The organism is Lentzea sokolovensis, from assembly GCF_033949975.1.
Taxonomy (GTDB): Bacteria; Actinomycetota; Actinomycetes; order Mycobacteriales; family Pseudonocardiaceae; genus Lentzea; species Lentzea sokolovensis.
The window spans coordinates 409,468-426,598 of record NZ_JAXAVU010000014.1; the positions used below are offsets into that span (position 1 = coordinate 409,468).

Here is a 17,131-nt window from a genome sequence, read left to right on the forward strand (position 1 = left end):
ACGAAAATAGGTTTGCGTCGACGGTGCAATAGCCGCTCCCTGGCAACAGCAACTCACTCACAACAATTCACGGTAGGGTTTTCGCCGTGACCCCGTACGACGAAGTGGCGTCCCTCTACGCCGAACTCTTCAGCGACATGCTCGACACCAGGCCGCTCGAACGCGCGATGCTGGCCGCGTTCGCCGACCTCACCGACGGACCGGTCGCCGACCTCGGGTGCGGCCCAGGCCACCTGACCGCGCACCTGCGCTCGCTCGGGCTGGACGTCTTCGGGCTCGACCTCTCCCCCGCGATGATCGCGCTGGCCCGCGAGACCCATCCGGACCTGAGGTTCGAGGAGGGCTCGATGGCCGCGCTGGACCTCGAAGACGGGGCTCTCGGCGGCATTCTGGCGTTCTACTCGATCATCCACACGCCGCCGCACGAACTGCCGGCCGTGTTCGCCGAGTTCTGCCGCGTGCTCCGGCCCGGCGGCCACCTGATGCTCGGGTTCTTCGCGGGCGACGACCCCGAGCCGCAGGAGTTCGACCACAAGGTGACGCTCGCCTACCGCTGGTCCCCGTCGGCTCTGGTGGATCTGCTGAAGCAGGCCGGTTTCGCCGAGGTCGGACGGCTGGTGCGGGAACCGATCGAGGGCGAACGGTTCCTGCAGGCCCAGCTGCTGGTCCGCAAGCGCTAGCGGAAGACGACGGTTCCGTTGCCGTTGAGCAGAACCCGGTGCTCGCAGTGCCAGCGGACGGCCCGCGACAGGGCGAGGGCTTCGGCGTCGCGCCCGGCGGCGGTGAGCGCGCGTGGGTCGAAGGAGTGGTCCACGCGCAGCACCTCCTGTTCGATGATCGGCCCCTCGTCGAGGTCGGGGGTGACGTAGTGGGCCGTCGCGCCCACGTACTTCACGCCGCGGTCGTAGGCCTGGTGGTAGGGCTTGGCGCCCTTGAAGCCCGGCAGGAACGAGTGGTGGATGTTGATCACGCGGCCGGCCAGCTTGGCGCACAGGTCGTTGGACAGCACCTGCATGTACCGGGCCAGCACCACCAGATCGGCCTGGTACTCGTCGACGAGTTCGACCAGGCGCTGTTCGGCGAGGTGCTTGGTGTCGGCGGTGTTGGGCACGTGCACGAAGTCGAGCCCGGCCGCCTCCGCCATCGGGCGCAGGTCCTCGTGGTTGGAGACGATGGCGGCGATCTCACCGCCGAGACCGCCCGCACGCCAGCGGAAGAGCAGGTCGTTCAGGCAGTGGCCGGCCTTCGACACCATCACGAGCACGCGGGGTGGCCGGTCGTCCCACAGGTCGAAGTCCATCTCGAACTGGGTCGCGACCTTCGCGAACTCACCGGCGAGTTCGTCGGTTTCGACGCCGTCGCAGGAGAACGCGGTGCGCAGGAACAACTTCCCGCGCACGTCGTCGTCGAACTGCTGGTGCTGCACGATGTCGCAGCCGTGGTCGACCAGGAACGACGTCACGGCGTGCACGATGCCCGCCCGTTCCGGGCAGTGCAGGGTCAGGGTGAACTGGGGCATCACGCCACCGCCAGGTACTCGGAGCACGCGTCGCCGAGCCACGCCGCGAGGTACTCGGCGAACGACGAGCGCACCAGGACCGTGAACCGGTCGTCGCCGTTCACCTGCAGGATGATTCCCGTCCTCGCGAGCAGCGTCTGCACGCAAGTGCCGCCGGGAGCCGAAGCCGGGTGCAGGTCCACGGAACATCCGTGAGCCAGCACGTCTCGGACCCGCGGCCCTTGAAGGACCACGGTCGTGCGCTGAGCCGAAGTGTCCACAACGGACCCCCTGACAGTCCCGAGCGCGCCACGCAACACCTCCTCGATCGTGATCTGCAGGTCGGGCGCGGCCACGACGAGGAACTCGTCAGGGCCCAGCCACAGCACCTCGACGTCCCCGAACCGTCCGGAGCCCGAGGTGAAAGTGCACGCGGCAGAGGGGAACTGGACTCCGAGCGCCGAGCCCATCGCCGCGATGGCGCCGGAATCCGACACGCGGACCGTGAGCTGCGACCGGAACGGCAGCTCCGCGACGTCCAGCACGGAGCCGAGCGCCGCCAGCCGGTCGGTCCAGGCGGAGAGAGGGCTAGCCGTCACGACGGGCTCCTTCCTTGTCGTACAGCACGGATTCGGTGACGGTGACCGGCACGAGCGCGTCCGCGACGGGCACGAACAGGGTCTCGCCGATGCGTTCGTGGCCCGAGCGCACCAGCGCCAGCGCGAACGTCCGGCCCAGAGCGGCACTCGGGTAGCTGGACGTGACGTGGCCGAGCATCCGCACCGGCGGTTCGGGCAGCCGGTCGGTCTCCACGATCTGCGACCCCTCCGGCAGCAGCACCGAAGGATCGACGGGCAGGAGCCCGACCAGTTGCTTGCGGTCCGAGCGGTTGTTCTCGGCGCGCGCGAACGAGCGCTTGCCGATGAAGTCTGGCTTCTTCTTCGACACCGCCCACGACATGCCGAGGTCCTGCGGCGTGACCGTCGCGTCGGTCTCCTGGCCGATGATCGGGTAGCCCTTCTCGGCGCGGAGGACGTGCATGGTCTCGGTGCCGTACGGCGTGATCCCGTACCGCTCCCCCGCCGCCATCAGCGCCTCCCAGACGGCGATGCCGTGCCAGGCGGTCACGTTGATCTCGTAGGCCAGCTCACCGGAGAAGCTGATCCGGCACACCCGCGCGGGAACTCCCGCGACGACGGTGTCGTGCCAGGTCATGAACTCGAACGCCTCGTTCGACACGTCCAGCGCAGGAGCGACGGCGGCGAGCACGTCCCGGGATCGCGGGCCCACCAACGGGATCGTGGCCCAGTGCTCGGTGACCGAGGTGCAGTGCACGTCGAGGTGCGGCCACTCCGTCTGCAGCCACTCCTCCATCCAGTCGAGGATCTTCGCGGCGTTGCCGGTGGTCGTGGTGATGAGGTAGCGCTCCTCGCCGACGCGGATCACCGTGCCGTCGTCGATCACCATGCCGTCGACGCCGCACATCACGCCGTAGCGGATCTTGCCGACCTTCAGCGTGCTCATCATGTTGGTGTAGAGCATGTCCAGGAACTTGCCGGCGTCACGGCCCTGCACGTCGATCTTGCCGAGCGTCGAGCCGTCCATCAGGCCGACGCTCTCCCGCGTGGCGCGGCATTCGCGCAGCACGGCCGTGTGCAGGTCCTCGCCCGGATTCGGGTAGTACCAGGGCCGCTTCCACTGCCCGACGTCCTCGAACAACGCCCCGTGCGCCACGTGCCACGGGTGGATCGCCGTGACGCGCACCGGGTCGTGCAGTTCGCCGCGGTCACGTCCGGCCAGCGCGGCGAAGGAGATCGAGGTGTAGGGCGGGCGGAACGTGGTGGGCCGCTGGTCTTCCAGCTCCACGCCCAGCGCCTCGGCGACGATGCCCGCCGCGATCATGCCGGACGTCTTGCCCTGGTCGTGCGCGGTGCCGATGGTCGTGTAGCGCTTGATGTGCTCCAACGACCGCAGACCCGCCCCGGTCGCCCGCAGCACGTCGGAGACCGTCGAGTCCCTCTGCAGGTCGACGAAGCTCGCGTCGTCGTCGCCCGGCACCCGCCACAGCACCAGGCCGGAGCGTGCCGTGCACCGAGAGTCCGACACGGGCAGCGGTACCTGACCACCCGGCGCGAACCCGGCGGCGGCAGAGGCCTCCGCACCGGCGTCCCGTCCCTGCCGGGCACACGCGTTCAGGTCCAGCTCACCGGTCGCGGAGCCCGCCGCACGGACCGCGGAAAGCTCCTCGCCCGGCACGAACGCGCCGAGTTCCGCGTCGTAGCGCAGCTTCCCGCGGGCCTGGCTGAACAGGCTGACGACAGGGTTCCAGCCGCCCGACACCAGGACGGTGTCGCACGGGACGTCGACGTCCGGTGACGCCGGGGCCAGCGGGCCGATCCGCGCCGCGGTCACCCGGCCGCCGCCCTCGGTCCCCACCACCACGTGCCCGGCACGAACCTCGATGCCCCGCGCGGCGCACTCGGTCGCGAGCCGGGCGGGAGCCTCCTGGCGGGCGTCGACGATCACCGCGATGTCCACACCGGACTCCGCGAGGTCGATCGCCGCGCAGTACGCGCTGTCGTTGGTGGTGAACACGACCGCGCGCGAGCCGGGCAGCACTCCGTAGCGATGCAGGAACGTGCGCGCGGACGAGGCCAGCATGATCCCGGGCCGGTCGTTGCCCGCGAACACCACCGGACGTTCGTGGGCACCGGTCGCGAGCACGGTCTGCCGCGTCCTGATCCGCCAGACCCGTTGCCGGGCAACGCCTTCCGGCGCCGCGAACCCGAGGTGGTCGGTGCGCTTCTGCAGGGCGAGCACGAACCCGTCCTGGTACATCCCGAACGCCGTGGTGCGCTCCAGCACCAGCACCCCCGGCGTGCTCTTCAGCTCCGCGACGATGTCCGCGACCCACTCGGCGGACGGTCTGTCGTCCAGGTACTCCTCCACGCCCAGCAACGCGCCGCCGGCCTGGTTCTGCTCGTCCACCAGCACCACCCGCGCGCCACTGCGCGCGGCGGTGAGAGCCGCCATCAGACCAGCGGGCCCGGCGCCCACGACCAGCACGTCACAGTGCTCGTGCTTGGCGTCGTAGCGTGACGGGTCCGGTTCCGGGGCAAGCCGTCCCTGGCCCGCCAACCCGCGCGCCACGAGACCGTCGTAGAGCTCCACGGTCGTCGCGAGCAGCATCGGCTCGGAGAAGGGCGCCTCGATCTGGACCAGCGACGTCGGGTCCTCGGAGCCCGCCGCCACGATGCCGCGCGGCCGGCCGAGCTTCACGCTGCTGCCGACCTCGTGCACGCCGTTGGCGAGCAGGGCCGACGCGAGCGTGTCGCCGGGGTGTCCGGTGCAGGACTGGCCGTTGAAGGTGAAGTGCAGCAGGGTGTCCCGGTCGATCGCGCCACCGGTGGGCGTGCGGAACGTCATGCGATCACCTCGGGCATGGGCTCGCCCACGCGGTAGACGGCCAGCAGGTCGTGGGTGCGGGTGTCACGGACGGCGTTGAACCACCGCCGGCACCCGGCGTGGTGACTCCAGCGCTCGGCGAACGGGCCGCTCGGGTTCTCCCGGAAGAACACGTACTGGGCCCACTCCTCGTCGGTCAGCGCCGACGGGTCCTCGGGGTACGCGACGTGGGCCTGGCCGCCGTAGTGGAACTCCGCTTCCTCGCGCGGCCCGCACCACGGACACGGGATGAGTTGCATGTCAGCTCCTAGTGCGCGACGGCGGCGGCGCCGTGCTCGTCGACGAGAGCGCCCGTGGTGAAGCGCTCCAGGGTGAACGGCTCGTTGAACGGGTGCGGCTTGTCGTGAGCGATGGTGTGCGCGAAGCAGTCACCGACACCGGGGGTGGCCTTGAACCCGCCGGTTCCCCAGCCGCAGTTCAGGTACAGCCCGCCCACCGGCGTGAGACCGACGATCGGCGAGGCGTCCGGGCTGACGTCGACGATGCCCGCCCACGTCCGCAGCAGGTGCGCGCGGGCGAAGACCGGGAACAGCTCCAGCGCCGCCGACATCTGCTGCTCGATGATGTGGAACGAACCCCGCTGCCCGTAACCGTTGTAGCTGTCGATCCCGGCGCCCATCACCAGTTCTCCCTTGTGCGCCTGGGAGACGTAGACGTGCACGGCGTTCGACATGACGACGGTCGGGTGCACGGGCTCCAGCAGCTCGGACACCAAGGCCTGCAACGGGTGTGAGGCGAGAGGGAGGCGCAGGCCGACCATCTTCGCGAGCACCGAGCTGTGCCCGGCCGCGCACAACGCGACCTTGCCGGCGGCGATGCGCCCCCGACTCGTTTCCACCGCGGTGACCCGGCCCTGAACCGTCTCCAGCCCGGTGACCTCGCAGTTCTGGATCAGGTCGACGCCCATCGCGTGCGCGGCCCGCGCGTAGCCCCACGCCACGTAGTCGTGCTTCGCGATGCCCGCGCGCGGCTGGTAGGTCGCGCCCAGCACCGGGTAGCGGACGTCCGGCGACGTGTTGACGATCGGGCAGATCTCCTTGACCCCGGTGGGATCCACCCACTCCGCGTCGATGCCGTTGAGCCGGTTGGCGTTGACCCGCCGGACGCTGTCGCGCACGTCCTGCAGGCTGTGCGCCAGGTTCAGCACACCGCGCTGGTCGAACAGGATCGGGTAGCCGAGGTCCTCCTCCAGGCCCTCCCACAGCTTCAGCGAGTGCTCGTAGATGCCGGAGCTCTCGTCCCACAGGTAGTTCGACCGGATGATCGTCGTGTTGCGGGCCATGTTGCCGCCCGCGAGCCAGCCCTTCTCGAGCACCGCGACGTTGGTGATCCCGTGGACCTTCGCGAGGTAGTAGGCGGTGGCGAGTCCGTGCCCTCCGCCGCCGACGATCACGACGTCGTAGGAGGCCTTCGGTTCCGGGTTGTCCCAGAGGAAGTCCGGGTGCTCGGGCAGATGTGCTCCGGGCGGGCTGGTCATGGCGACGCCTCCAGCGAAATCATCTGGTCGACTACTGGTATATCAGTCTGTGCAGTACCGTAGGTCACATGAACGCACGGGTCAACGACGAGCCCGCCTCCGTCTCACTCACCGAACAGGCGTACGCCGTGCTGCGCGATCGCCTGGTCATGCTGGAGATCAAACCGGGCGAGCCCATCAACGAGGACAGGCTGCGCACCGAACTCGGCGTGGGCCGCACCCCGATCCGGGAAGCGTTGAAACGGCTGGAGCAGGAACGGCTCGTCGTCGCCTTCCCGCGCCGCGGCACGTTCGCCACCGACGTGAACATCTCCGACCTCTCGCACATCTCCGAGGTGCGCAGGACCCTCGAACCCCTCGCCGCGGCCGCCTCCGCCGAGCGGGCCACGGCTGCGGACAGGACCGCGCTGACCGAACTGCGCTCGCGGCTCGACACAGCGCCTTCCGGTGACAACACGGAACTCCTGCGCACCGACGTCGGCGTGCACCGCGCCATCTACGGGTGCGTGCACAACCCGTTCCTGGAAGACACCCTGATCTCCTACGACAACCTGGCCACCCGGATCTGGTGCGTCTTCCTGCCGCGACTGTCCGGAATGGCCGGTCACGTCGACGAGCACGTGCCCCTCCTCACCGCGATCATCGAGGGCGACGCGAAGAAGGCGAGCGAACTCGCCTCCCAGCACGTCATCGGTTTCGAACAGGCCATCAGGGCGTTGATCTGACGGCCAGCTTCTCCTGCACCCACGAGTGGAACTCCCCGATGTGGTGCTCGGAGGGAACCAGCACACCGCCGTTCCGGTAGGCCCGCGACGACATCGCGGGCTGGCACCGTTCGCAGGCCTCGAAGTCCTGCTCGTTCACGCGGTGGAACAGCTCGACCGACCGGGACACGTCCTTGCCGGTGGCGACGACGTCCTTGGCGTAGAGCCAGTCGCACTCGACGATCGTGCGGTCGGCGGCCATCGGGAACATCCGGTGGATGATCACGTGGTCCGGCACGAGGTTGATGAACACCTGCGGCCGCACGGTGATCGCGTAGTACCGGCGGTCCTGCTCGGCGTCCACTCCGGACAGGTTCTCGAAGCCCTCGCCGCCGTCGATCGTGAAGCCCTTGATCTCCTCGCCGAACACCGCGCCGTGCCCGACGTAGTACTGCGCCGCGTAGCCGTCCGCGAACTCCGGCAGGACCTCCGTGAGCTCCGGGTGGATGGTGGCGCAGTGGTAGCACTCCATGAAGTTCTCGATGATGAGCTTCCAGTTGGCCTTGACGTCGTAGGTGATCCGGCGACCCAGGTCCAGTTCGCTGACCTGGTAGTTGCCGATAGCGTCGAGGTTGCCCAGCCGTTCGCGGACGTCCTGCTGCACGGTCTCCTCGAACGACGCCGGCTCGTCGGCCAGCGACAGCCACGCGTACCCGAGCCATTCCCTCAAATGCACGGGCCTCAGGCCGTACTCGACGCGGTCGACGTCCGGCATCGACGTGAGGTTCGGCGCGGCGACCAGTTTGCCGTCGAGGCCGTAGGTCCAGGCGTGGTACGGGCACTGGAAGTTCCGCTTGACCGTGCCGGTCTCCTCGACGCACAGCTTCGCGCCGCGGTGCCGGCAGATGTTGAGGAACGCGCGCAGCGAGCCGTCGCGCGAACGGGTCACGAGCACGCTCTCGCGTCCGATCTGGACGGTCCGGAAGTTGCCGGCGTCCGGGAGGTCTGCGCTGCGGACCGCGCAGAACCACATCCGCTCGAAGATGTTCTCCTGCTCCAGCGCGAAGATCGCCGGATCGGTGTAGGTGCTTCCGGGCAGCGTCGGGATGAGGCTGGACGGCAGTTCGGTCTGGGTCATGAGCGGATCCGCTTCATCTCGGGGTCGAACAGCGGCTCGGACGACACGACGGCCTGGACGCGTTCACCGAAGTACTCGATCTCGACCGGAGTTCCCTCCACCGCGACCTCGGCCGGCAACCAGGCGTAGGCGATGTTCTTGCCGATCGAGTAACCGCGAGCCGCACTGGTCACGTATCCGACCGGCACGCCACCGGCGAACACCGGCTCGGAACCCATGACGACCTGGTAGTCGTCGTCGATGACCAGACAGGTGAGCTTGCGAACGGCCGTCTCCTCGGAACGACCCTCCAGCGCCCTGCGGCCGTGGAAGTAGCCCTTGTTCATGCGGACCGCGAAACCCAGCCCCGCCTCGAACGGGTCGTGCTCGGTGGTCACGTCGGCGCCCCACGAGCGGTAGCCCTTCTCCAGCCTCATGCTGGTGAACGCGCTGCGACCGGCGGCGATGACCCCGTGCTGCTGACCGGCTTCCCAGAGCGTGTCCCACAGACGACGCCCCATGTCGGCCGTGGTGTAGAGCTCCCAGCCGAGTTCACCGACGTACGACAGGCGCATCGCGGTGACCGGCACCTCGCCGATGAACGCCTCCTGCGCCTTGAAGTACCCCATGGCCTCGTGCGAGAAGTCCGTGCGGGTCAACGGTTGCAAGAGCTTGCGCGCAAGAGGTCCCCACAGGCCGATGCAACAGGTGCCCGGCGTGATGTCGGCGATGTGCACGCCACCGTTGGGCGGCAGGCGCCGGCGCAGCCAGTCGAGGTCGAGCGGGCCGTTGGCGCCGACCTGGAACCGGTTCTGGCCGAGCCGGGCGATCGTCAGGTCGCTGCGCACTCCCCCGTCCTCGTTGAGCAGCAACGTGTACACCACCGCGCCCGGCTTGCGGTCGAGCTGGTTGGTGGTCATGGTCTGCAGGAACGTCAACGCCTCCGGGCCGCTGACCTCCAGCCGCTTCAACGCGGTCATGTCGAACATCGCGACCCGCTTGCGCGCGACGAGGGCCTCGGCGCCGGCGATCGGCGACCAGAACCGGGACGCCCACTCGTTGCGTTCCGGGATCTCCGCGACCTCGGGCAGCCCGGCGTTGGCTTCGTACCAGTGCGGACGTTCCCAGCCCGACGCCTCCAGGAACACCGCGCCGAGTTCCTTCTGCCGCTCGTAGAACGGGCTGGTGCGCAACGGCCGCGGGCGTTCGGCGGGCTGCAGCGGGTGCAGGACGTCGTAGACCTCGACGAACGCCCGGCAGCTGCGTTCGTGCACGTAACCGGGTGAGCGCTGGACGTCCTCGAACCGGTTGAGGTCGCAGCCGTGCAGGTCGATGCCCGGCTGCCCGTCCACCAGCCACTCGGCCATCGCCTTCGCGACACCGGCGGAGTGCGTGATCCACACGGCCTCGGCGACCCAGAAGCCCTGCAGCCCGGGGTGTTCGCCGAGCAGCGGGTTGCCGTCCGGGGTGAAGGAGAACAGGCCGTTGACGCCCTCCTCGACCTTCGAGTCGCCGAGGGCCGGCAGCAGGTCGACGGCGGCGTCCCAGGAGGTCTCGAAGTCCTCCGGGGTGAAGGCGATCTCGGACGGCATGGTCGGGGCCACGTCGAAGTCGAGGATGTCGTCCGCCGAGATGGGCATCGGCCGGTGCCCGTACGCGCCGATGCCGATGCGGTCGACGTGCTCGCGGAAGTACAGGTCGGCGTCCTGGTGGCGCAGCAACGGCTTCGACATCTCGGACAGCTCGGTGTTGACCCCCTTCAAAGCCGCCAAGGGAGCTGTCTTCGCGTACTGGTGGGCCATCGGGACGAGCGGGATGTCGAGGTCGACCATCCGCCCGATCCGCGGGCCCCACATGCCGACGCACGACACGACGATGTCGGCGGCGAACGTGTCGTGCTCGGTGACGATCGCCTTGACCCGGCGGCCGTTGCGTTCGATGCCGATGACCTCGTGGTGTGCCAGGAACTTCGCGCCGCGCTCGATCGCCCTGCGCGCCTGCGCCTCGGCGGCCCTGAGCGGTTTCGCGATGCCGTCGCTGGGGATGTGGAAGCCGCCGAGGATCTTCGACGGGTCGAGCAACGGGTGCAGCCGCGCGCACTCCTCGGGATCGCGCAGGTAGCTCTCGACGCCCCACGACGTCGCCCAGCCGTGGCGGCGCTTGATGTCCGTCCAGCGTTCCGGGGTGGTGGCGACCTCCAGCCCGCCGAGCTGCTGGAAGCACCACTTGTCGTCCATCGTCAGCGCCGTGTACTTCTCGACGGTGTACTTGGCGAACGAGGTCATGGTCTTGCAGCCGGTGGTCTGGAAGACCAGGCCCGGCGCGTGCGAGCTGGACCCGCCGGTCGCGAACAGCGGTCCCTGTTCGAGCACGGTGACGTCGGTCCATCCCCGCGCGGTCAGTTCGTCGGCGAGCGCGCATCCGACGATGCCCGCGCCGATGAGCACGACTCTCGGCTGGGTCACAGGACCACCACCGAGCGCAGGACCCGGCCGTGGTGCATGTCCTCGAACGCCTTCTCGACGTCACCCAGCCCGATCGTCTCCGAGACGAACGCGCCGAGATCGAGCCGGCCCTGCAGGTACAGGTCGATCAGCATCGGGAAGTCGCGGCTGGGCAGGCAGTCCCCGTACCAGGACGACTTCACCGCGCCGCCGCGCGAGAACACGTCGATCAACGGCAGTTCGAGCTTCATGTCGGGCGTCGGCACACCGACGAGCACGGCGAGGCCGGCGTGGTCACGGGCGTAGAAGGCCTGCTGGAAGGTCTCGGGGCGGCCGACCGCGTCGATCACGACGTCGGCGCCGTTGCCCTCGGTGAGCTCGCGGATCGCCTCCACGACGTCCTGCTCGCGGGCGTTGATCGTGTGCGTGGCACCGAACCGCTCGGCCCACCGCAGTTTCGTGTCGTCGAGGTCGACGGCGATGATCGTGCGCGCCCCCGCCAGCCGAGCTCCCGCGATCGCCGCGTCACCGACGCCGCCGCACCCGAGCACGGCCACGCTGTCGCCGCGCGTGACGCCGCCGGTGTTGATCGCGGCACCGATGCCCGCCATCACGCCGCAGCCGAGCAGGCCCGCGACCTCCGCGGGTGCCTTGGGGTTCACCTTCGTGCATTGTCCACTGTGGACGAGCGTCTTCTCGGCGAACGCGCCGATGCCCAGCGCGGGTGACAGCGGCGTGCCGTCGGCGAGCGTCATGGGCTGCGCGGCGTTGTGGGTGTTGAAGCAGTACTGGGGCCGGCCGCGCAGGCAGGAGCGGCACGAACCGCACACAGCGCGCCAGTTCAGGATCACGAAGTCGCCCGGCTCCAGGCCGGTCACGCCCTCGCCGACCGCCTCGACGATCCCCGCGGCCTCGTGCCCGAGCAGGAACGGGAACTCGTCGTTGATCCCGCCCTCCCGGTAGTGCAGGTCGGTGTGGCACACCCCGCACGCCTGCACCTTCACCAGCGCCTCGCCCGGACCGGGATCGGGCACGAGGATCGTCTCCACCGAGACCTTGGCTCCGCGCCCCGCCGCCACGACACCCTTCACCGCATGTGCCACTTCGTTCGCTCCTGTCGGCGAGTTCCGTAATACGCAACGCAGTTCGCATTATGCAACTAGCGCATCACGGTGCGGCCCGCCGGAGCCGTTGTCAAGACCTTGTCGCACGGACGGAGGCACCCAGAACGGCAGCGAGCCCCCGGCCGTGACCGAGGGCTCGCTGTGCGTGAACGTCTTTCACAGCACGGAATGCCCCATTCGGACGGACAGGTCGCGCGACGCCACCCGCAGCTCCTCGACGATCTCCGGCATGCGCTTCTGCGAGAGCCGGTAGGCCGGACCGGCGGCGCTGATCGCCGCCACGACGTCACCGTGCGAACCGAACACCGGCACCGCGACCGCGTGCAGACCGGCCTCCAGCTCCTCCATGCAGGTCGCGAACCCGTCCTCGGCCGTGCGTTGCAGCACGCACCGCAGCTTCACGGGATCGGTGATCGTGCGCGGGGCGCAGGGCTCCAGATCGCCCGACAGCAGGCGGTCCTGGTCGTCGGCCGACGCCGCGGCGAGCAGGACCTTGCCGCTCGACGTGGCGTGCAACGGCGTGCGCTGGCCGACCCAGTTCTGCGCCGCCACCGCGGAACTCCCCCGCGCCTGGCTCACGTTCAGCGCGACGCCGCTGTCGAGGATCGCGATGTTGACGGTCTCGCCCAGCCGGTCCGCGAGCTCCGTGCAGACCGGGCCGCCCACCCGGACGTAGTCGAGCTGCCCGGTCACCGCGCCGGCGAACCGGAGCATGCCGAGGCCGATCCGGAACGGGCCGCGTTCGCCGTCCTGTTCCACGAGATCACGGGCCTGAAGCGTGTAAACGAGTCTGGACGCGGAGGACTTGTGCACGCCGAGCTCGGCGGCGATCTCGGTGATCCCCGCTTCCCCGTTGCGGGCCAGCAGCTCCAGCACCGCCACCGCCCGATCGACCGATTGCACCAGCGCCGTGTCGCGCGCCTCCCCGTTGTTGCTCATTACGCAAACGTAACCGATTAGTGCAACAACCCCAGACAGCCCGAACGCACCTTGACGCGTCCCGCGTTCTGCCTCATTCTGCTGTTGCGTATCGCACATCGCGTTCCGTAATACGCAACGGAGGGGTTCGAGATGATCACCGCTTGCGCCGTGGCCGATCTTCCAGTCGGCGAATCCGTGCGTATCGATGGCGACCCGGCGATCGCCGTCTTCAACGCGGACGGCGAGTTCTACGCGATCGACGACACCTGCAGCCACCAGGACGCGTCGCTGTCCGAGGGCTGGCTGGAGGGCTGCTTCGTCGAGTGCCCGCTGCACGCGGCGAGCTTCGACCTGCGCACCGGCGTCCCGACGTGCCTGCCCGCCAAGAAGGCCGTGCGCACGTACCCGGTCGTCGTGCAGGACGGCGTGATCTACGTGGACACGGGCAGCCGCGAGGCCGTGGCGTGAAGACGGTCGCCGTGGCCGGTGCGTCACTGGCCGGGCTGCGGTCCGTGGAGGAGCTGCGCAAGCAGGGCTTCGACGGACGGATCGTGGTCATCGGCGACGAACCACACGCGCCCTACGACCGGCCGCCGCTCTCCAAGGCGTTCCTGAACGGCACGATGCCCGCCGAGGACCTCGCGCTCTCCGACGACGACTTCGGCGCCGAATGGCGGCTCGGCGTCCGCGCCGGCCAGATCGATCCCTCGACCGGCTCGCTGCACCTGTCGACCGGCGAGATCCTGCGCGCGGACGGCGTGGTGATCGCGACCGGCGGCCGTCCCCGCGCTCTTCCCGGCACCTCTGACCTCGCCGGCGTCCACACCCTGCGCACCCTCGACGACGCCGTCGCGCTGCAAGCGGATCTGCGGTCCGGCGCTCGTGTCGTGGTCGTCGGCGCGGGATGGATCGGCGCCGAGGTCGCCTCCACGTGCCGTGCGCTCGGCCACGAGGTGACCGTCGTCGAGGCCGCCCCGGTGCCGATGGAACGCGCGCTCGGCCCCGTTCTCGGCTCGCTCTGCGCCGACCTGCACGCCGACCACGGCGTCGACCTGCGTCTGGGTGTCGGCGTGGCTTCGTTCGCGCACAACGGTTCCAGGGTGACCGGCGTCCTGCTGCGCGACGGCACGCACCTGCCCGCCGACGTCGTGGTGGCCGGGATCGGCATGGAACCAGCGACGAACTGGCTGGCAGGCTCTGGTCTCGCCGTGGACAACGGGGTGCTGTGCGACACCGGTTGCGTCACGTCGATCGCGTCCGTCGTCGCCGTGGGCGATGTGGCCCGTTATCGCACCACCGCCGGAGATCACGTCCGGCACGAGCACTGGACCAACGCCTCGGAACAGCCGGTCGTCGCCGTCCGCAACCTTCTCGCCGGCGCGACCGTGGAGACGTTCCGGCCGTCCGGTTACGTCTGGTCCGAGCAGTTCGGCGTCCGGCTGCAACTCGTGGGTGAGACCGGCGGCGCGGACGAGGTGGCCGTGATCGACGGGTCGCCGGACGACCGCAGGTTCGTCGCCGAGTTCCGCCGTGCCGGCCGGCCGGTCGGGCTGCTCGCCATGAACAACGCCAAGCTGTTCGGCCGCCTGCGCCGCCGGCTCACCGCTCCCGTGTCATAGGCAGTCCAGCAGAGCGGCCGTGCGCTTCTCCAGGTGCGGCCGGGCGTCGTAGCCGGTGAAGATCCACGGCGAGCGCTTCTCCATGCCCGCCAGCACCATCTCGCCCACGGCGTCGATGCCGGGCCCGCTCTTCAAGAAGGCCGCGACGGCGGGCACGTAGTCGTCCCGCAACGCGACGGCGGCGTGCGACGCGCTGGTGTTGGCGACGATGTCCGTGTCGACCGGTCCCGGGCACAGGACGCTGACGTCGACGCCGTGCTCGGCCACGTTCAGGCGCAGCGACTCGGACAGGCCGACGACGGCGAACTTGGCCGTCGCGTACAGCAGGTTCGGGTCCGACACGAGCCCGGCGACCGACGCGGTGTTCACGACGTAGCCGGTCCGGCGTTCGATCATGCGCGGCAGGAACGCCTGGATCCCGTTGATCACGCCGGTCAGGTTCACGGCGAGGGCCAGGTCCCACTTGTCGTAGGTCAACTCGGTGACGGTGGCGTACGGCACGATGCCGGCGTTGTTGAACAGCAGGTCCACCGGTCCCAGCGCGCGTTCAGCCTGGTCGGCGACCTGCTCGAACGTCTCCCGGTCGCGCACGTCCAGCCGATACGTCTCCACGGCCGTCACCTGGGACAGATCTTCTTCTGCGCGAGCCAGCGACTCCTCGTCGACGTCGGCCAGCGCGAGGCTCACACCCCGGTGCGCGAGCGCCCTCGCGATGCCCAGGCCGATCCCCCTGGCTCCGCCGGTGACGAAAGCGGCCGAGCCCGTCCAGTCCCGCATGGGAACACCTCTCTATGTTGATCTGATGACACTATGCTGACCAACACAGTAGCCTGCTCAGCATGCATCCAATGCCTTTACGCGAGGTTCTCTCCGCCGGCGGCCGCGCCACCGTGGGCGTCCTGGTCGGCCTGCAGGTCCTGGACAGCGTCGACAACGTGATGTTCGTGGTCTTCGCGCCCGAGATCCGCGAGTCGCTCGGCATCAGCACCTCGGCCGTCGGCGTCCTCGGCGCCCTGGCCGGGGTGATGGTCGCTCTCGCCGCACTGCCACTCGGCCTGCTGGGCGACCGGCACCGCCGCACGACGATCGCGGGCGTCGCCACCCTCGTCTGGGCCGCGGCCGCCGGAGTGCTGGGAACGGTCCAGAACCTCTGGCAGGCCGTCGCGGTTCGCGTGGTCGCGGGCGTCGGCAAGGCCAACGAGGGCCCGATCCAGTCGTCACTGCTGGTCGACGCCTACCCGCCGGCCGGGCGAGGGCGGGTGCTCGGGCTGCACCGCGGCGGGCAACCGCTCGGCATCGTCACCGGTCCCCTGCTGGCGGCGGCCTTCGCGGCGTTCATCCCCGAGGAGCACGAGGCCTGGCGCTGGGCGTTCGCCTTCCTCGCCGTTCCCGCACTGCTGCTCGGCCTGGCCGCGCTCCGCCTCCCCGAACCGGTCCGGAAGCACGCCACGACGACACCACGAGACGCACTGAACAGTGTGAAGAAGATCCGCACGGTCGTGCGAGTCGTGGTCGCGCTCGGCGCGTTCGGCATGTGCGCCACGACGGTGCCGATCTACATGAACGTCATCCTCGAAGAACAGTTCGGGCAGAACGCGATGGCTCGCGGCCTCATCACTTCGGCCTGCGCGCTCGGCGGGCTCCTCGGCGCGGCGCTCGGCGGGTCCGTCAGCGACAGGCTGTTCCGGCGCAGCCCCCAGGCCTGTCTGCACCTCGCGGCAGGCGCGCTCTCCGTGCTGGGCGTCGGGTTCGCGGTGCAGGCGTACGCGCCGGACGTCACGACCTACGTGGCCGTCGGGATGATCGTCCAGGCGATGACGTTCGCGGGCATCGTTCCGCTGAGCCTGGTCGTGGCCTCGGTGACACCGAAGGAGTTCCGGGCGACGGCGTTCGCGCTGATCGGCGTCTGCACGGCGGTGATCGGCGGGCTCGGCGGCGCGGCGCTCACCGGTGCGGCGGCGTGGTTGTGGGGCGACCAGGCCGCGGTCGCCGTGGTGGCGCCCGCGGCCTCGATCGTGGCGGGCCTGGTGCTGGTCGGGACCGCTCGGCACGTGCCGCACGACCTCGCCGGGGTCGTACGATGATCGCCGTGAACTCCCCTGGGCCGCGCCGGATCGACGAGATCGGCGACGAGAGCCGCCGCCGCATCCTGGACGCCGCCGAGGAGCTCTTCGCCGAACGCGGGTTCGACCGCACGTCCTTTGTGGACATCGCGAAGCGGTCGGGCATCAGCCGCGGTTCCATCCCGTGGCACTTCAAGAACAAGGACGGCCTCGTGATGGCCGTGGTGGAACGCGTGGTCGGGCGGATCTGGCCGGCCGAGCGCTACGAGTCCGTGCCGTCGCTGACCGAGGTGTTCGCGGAGACGGCCGAACTGCTCAGGAGCGGCAACTCCGCGCTGGTGTTCATGATCCTGGTCGAGGCGCTGAGCGAACGCGGTGTCGTGCAGGAGCAGTACCGGGAGTTCTTCGCCCGGCGACGCGAGGGCATCGAGGTCCTGCTGCGCCTCAAACGCCCTGTCACAGCCGATCCGGAGAAGGCCGCCGAGCAGGAACGCACCGCCGCCGTGGCGCTGAACGGCGCGCTCCTCGGCATCCACCTGCAGGCACTCGTCGATCCCGGGAAGGTCGATCTCGACGCGGCACTGGTGTCGGTCGCGACCATGTTCGACCGCAACCTCGCCGAGGTCTGGCGCTGACGGCGCGGCGTTCCCGATGAAGACCGTGCTACCCCGGTAGCACGACCCGATCATGGCTACGGTG

General features: G+C 69.6%; 16 protein-coding genes. 6 read left to right on the plus strand and 10 right to left on the minus strand.

Annotation, left to right across the window (positions count from 1 at the left end; genetic code table 11):
• Window positions 1-137: 137 nt before the first annotated feature.
• Window positions 138-680, plus strand: a complete 543-nt coding sequence (locus tag SK854_RS35970) for a class I SAM-dependent DNA methyltransferase (RefSeq protein ID WP_319980048.1) — start codon at window positions 138-140, stop codon at window positions 678-680.
• On the opposite strand, the gene purU is transcribed toward SK854_RS35970, so the two are convergent.
• The 5 genes from purU to SK854_RS35995 are packed head-to-tail and all read right to left on the minus strand — an operon-like array spanning window position 677 to window position 6,440.
• A complete protein-coding gene (gene purU / locus SK854_RS35975; RefSeq protein ID WP_319979603.1) occupies window positions 677-1,519 on the minus strand; it encodes a formyltetrahydrofolate deformylase in 843 nt (280 codons plus the stop codon). The two genes, SK854_RS35970 and purU, sit on opposite strands and share 4 nt — an antisense overlap.
• A complete protein-coding gene (locus SK854_RS35980) occupies window positions 1,519-2,097 on the minus strand; it encodes a sarcosine oxidase subunit gamma (protein ID WP_319979604.1) in 579 nt (192 codons plus the stop codon). Before SK854_RS35980 ends, purU begins: the two co-directional genes overlap by 1 nt.
• On the minus strand, window positions 2,087-4,924 hold the full coding sequence (locus tag SK854_RS35985) for a 2Fe-2S iron-sulfur cluster-binding protein (RefSeq protein ID WP_319979605.1): 2,838 nt from the start codon (window positions 4,922-4,924) through the stop codon (window positions 2,087-2,089). Before SK854_RS35985 ends, SK854_RS35980 begins: the two co-directional genes overlap by 11 nt.
• Entirely contained in the window at window positions 4,921-5,202 is a 282-nt protein-coding gene (locus SK854_RS35990) for a sarcosine oxidase subunit delta (protein WP_319979606.1), read from the minus strand. The genes SK854_RS35985 and SK854_RS35990 overlap by 4 nt, the downstream gene beginning before the upstream one ends.
• An 8-nt stretch (window positions 5,203-5,210) precedes the next feature.
• Window positions 5,211-6,440, minus strand: coding sequence for a sarcosine oxidase subunit beta family protein (locus tag SK854_RS35995; RefSeq protein ID WP_319979607.1), 1,230 nt, complete (start codon window positions 6,438-6,440; stop codon window positions 5,211-5,213).
• Window positions 6,441-6,508: 68 nt separating this feature from the next.
• Here SK854_RS35995 and SK854_RS36000 point away from each other — a divergent pair, with 68 nt between their 5' ends.
• The gene (locus tag SK854_RS36000; RefSeq protein WP_319979608.1) at window positions 6,509-7,165 is read left to right on the plus strand and encodes a GntR family transcriptional regulator; all 657 of its coding nucleotides are present in this window, start codon (window positions 6,509-6,511) and stop codon (window positions 7,163-7,165) included.
• Here the strand turns inward: SK854_RS36000 and SK854_RS36005 are convergent.
• From SK854_RS36005 to SK854_RS36020, 4 genes are all read right to left on the minus strand, one after another.
• Window positions 7,149-8,282, minus strand: coding sequence for an aromatic ring-hydroxylating oxygenase subunit alpha (locus SK854_RS36005; RefSeq protein ID WP_319979609.1), 1,134 nt, complete (start codon window positions 8,280-8,282; stop codon window positions 7,149-7,151). The two genes, SK854_RS36000 and SK854_RS36005, sit on opposite strands and share 17 nt — an antisense overlap.
• Window positions 8,279-10,726 carry a GcvT family protein gene (locus SK854_RS36010; RefSeq protein WP_319979610.1) on the minus strand — a complete coding sequence of 816 codons (2,448 nt, stop codon included), beginning with the start codon at window positions 10,724-10,726 and terminating at the stop codon, window positions 8,279-8,281. Before SK854_RS36010 ends, SK854_RS36005 begins: the two co-directional genes overlap by 4 nt.
• Complete coding sequence (locus SK854_RS36015) at window positions 10,723-11,808, minus strand: S-(hydroxymethyl)mycothiol dehydrogenase (protein ID WP_319979611.1); 1,086 nt, start codon at window positions 11,806-11,808, stop codon at window positions 10,723-10,725. The genes SK854_RS36010 and SK854_RS36015 overlap by 4 nt, the downstream gene beginning before the upstream one ends.
• A 177-nt stretch (window positions 11,809-11,985) precedes the next feature.
• Complete coding sequence (locus tag SK854_RS36020) at window positions 11,986-12,768, minus strand: IclR family transcriptional regulator (RefSeq protein ID WP_319979612.1); 783 nt, start codon at window positions 12,766-12,768, stop codon at window positions 11,986-11,988.
• Between the two features lie 132 nt (window positions 12,769-12,900).
• On the opposite strand from SK854_RS36020, the gene SK854_RS36025 reads away from it, so the two are divergent.
• Both SK854_RS36025 and SK854_RS36030 read left to right on the plus strand, forming a co-directional pair.
• A complete protein-coding gene (locus SK854_RS36025) occupies window positions 12,901-13,218 on the plus strand; it encodes a bifunctional 3-phenylpropionate/cinnamic acid dioxygenase ferredoxin subunit (RefSeq protein WP_319979613.1) in 318 nt (105 codons plus the stop codon).
• Window positions 13,215-14,369 carry an NAD(P)/FAD-dependent oxidoreductase gene (locus SK854_RS36030; RefSeq protein WP_319979614.1) on the plus strand — a complete coding sequence of 385 codons (1,155 nt, stop codon included), beginning with the start codon at window positions 13,215-13,217 and terminating at the stop codon, window positions 14,367-14,369. The genes SK854_RS36025 and SK854_RS36030 overlap by 4 nt, the downstream gene beginning before the upstream one ends.
• On the opposite strand, the gene SK854_RS36035 is transcribed toward SK854_RS36030, so the two are convergent.
• Window positions 14,364-15,146, minus strand: a complete 783-nt coding sequence (locus SK854_RS36035; RefSeq protein ID WP_319979615.1) for an SDR family NAD(P)-dependent oxidoreductase — start codon at window positions 15,144-15,146, stop codon at window positions 14,364-14,366. The genes SK854_RS36030 and SK854_RS36035 overlap by 6 nt on opposite strands.
• A gap of 71 nt (window positions 15,147-15,217) precedes the next feature.
• Here SK854_RS36035 and SK854_RS36040 point away from each other — a divergent pair, with 71 nt between their 5' ends.
• Both SK854_RS36040 and SK854_RS36045 read left to right on the plus strand, forming a co-directional pair.
• The gene (locus SK854_RS36040; RefSeq protein ID WP_319979616.1) at window positions 15,218-16,453 is read left to right on the plus strand and encodes an MFS transporter; all 1,236 of its coding nucleotides are present in this window, start codon (window positions 15,218-15,220) and stop codon (window positions 16,451-16,453) included.
• Between the two features lie 5 nt (window positions 16,454-16,458).
• Window positions 16,459-17,067 carry a TetR/AcrR family transcriptional regulator gene (locus SK854_RS36045; RefSeq protein ID WP_319979617.1) on the plus strand — a complete coding sequence of 203 codons (609 nt, stop codon included), beginning with the start codon at window positions 16,459-16,461 and terminating at the stop codon, window positions 17,065-17,067.
• The last annotated feature ends 64 nt before the right edge of the window (window positions 17,068-17,131 follow it).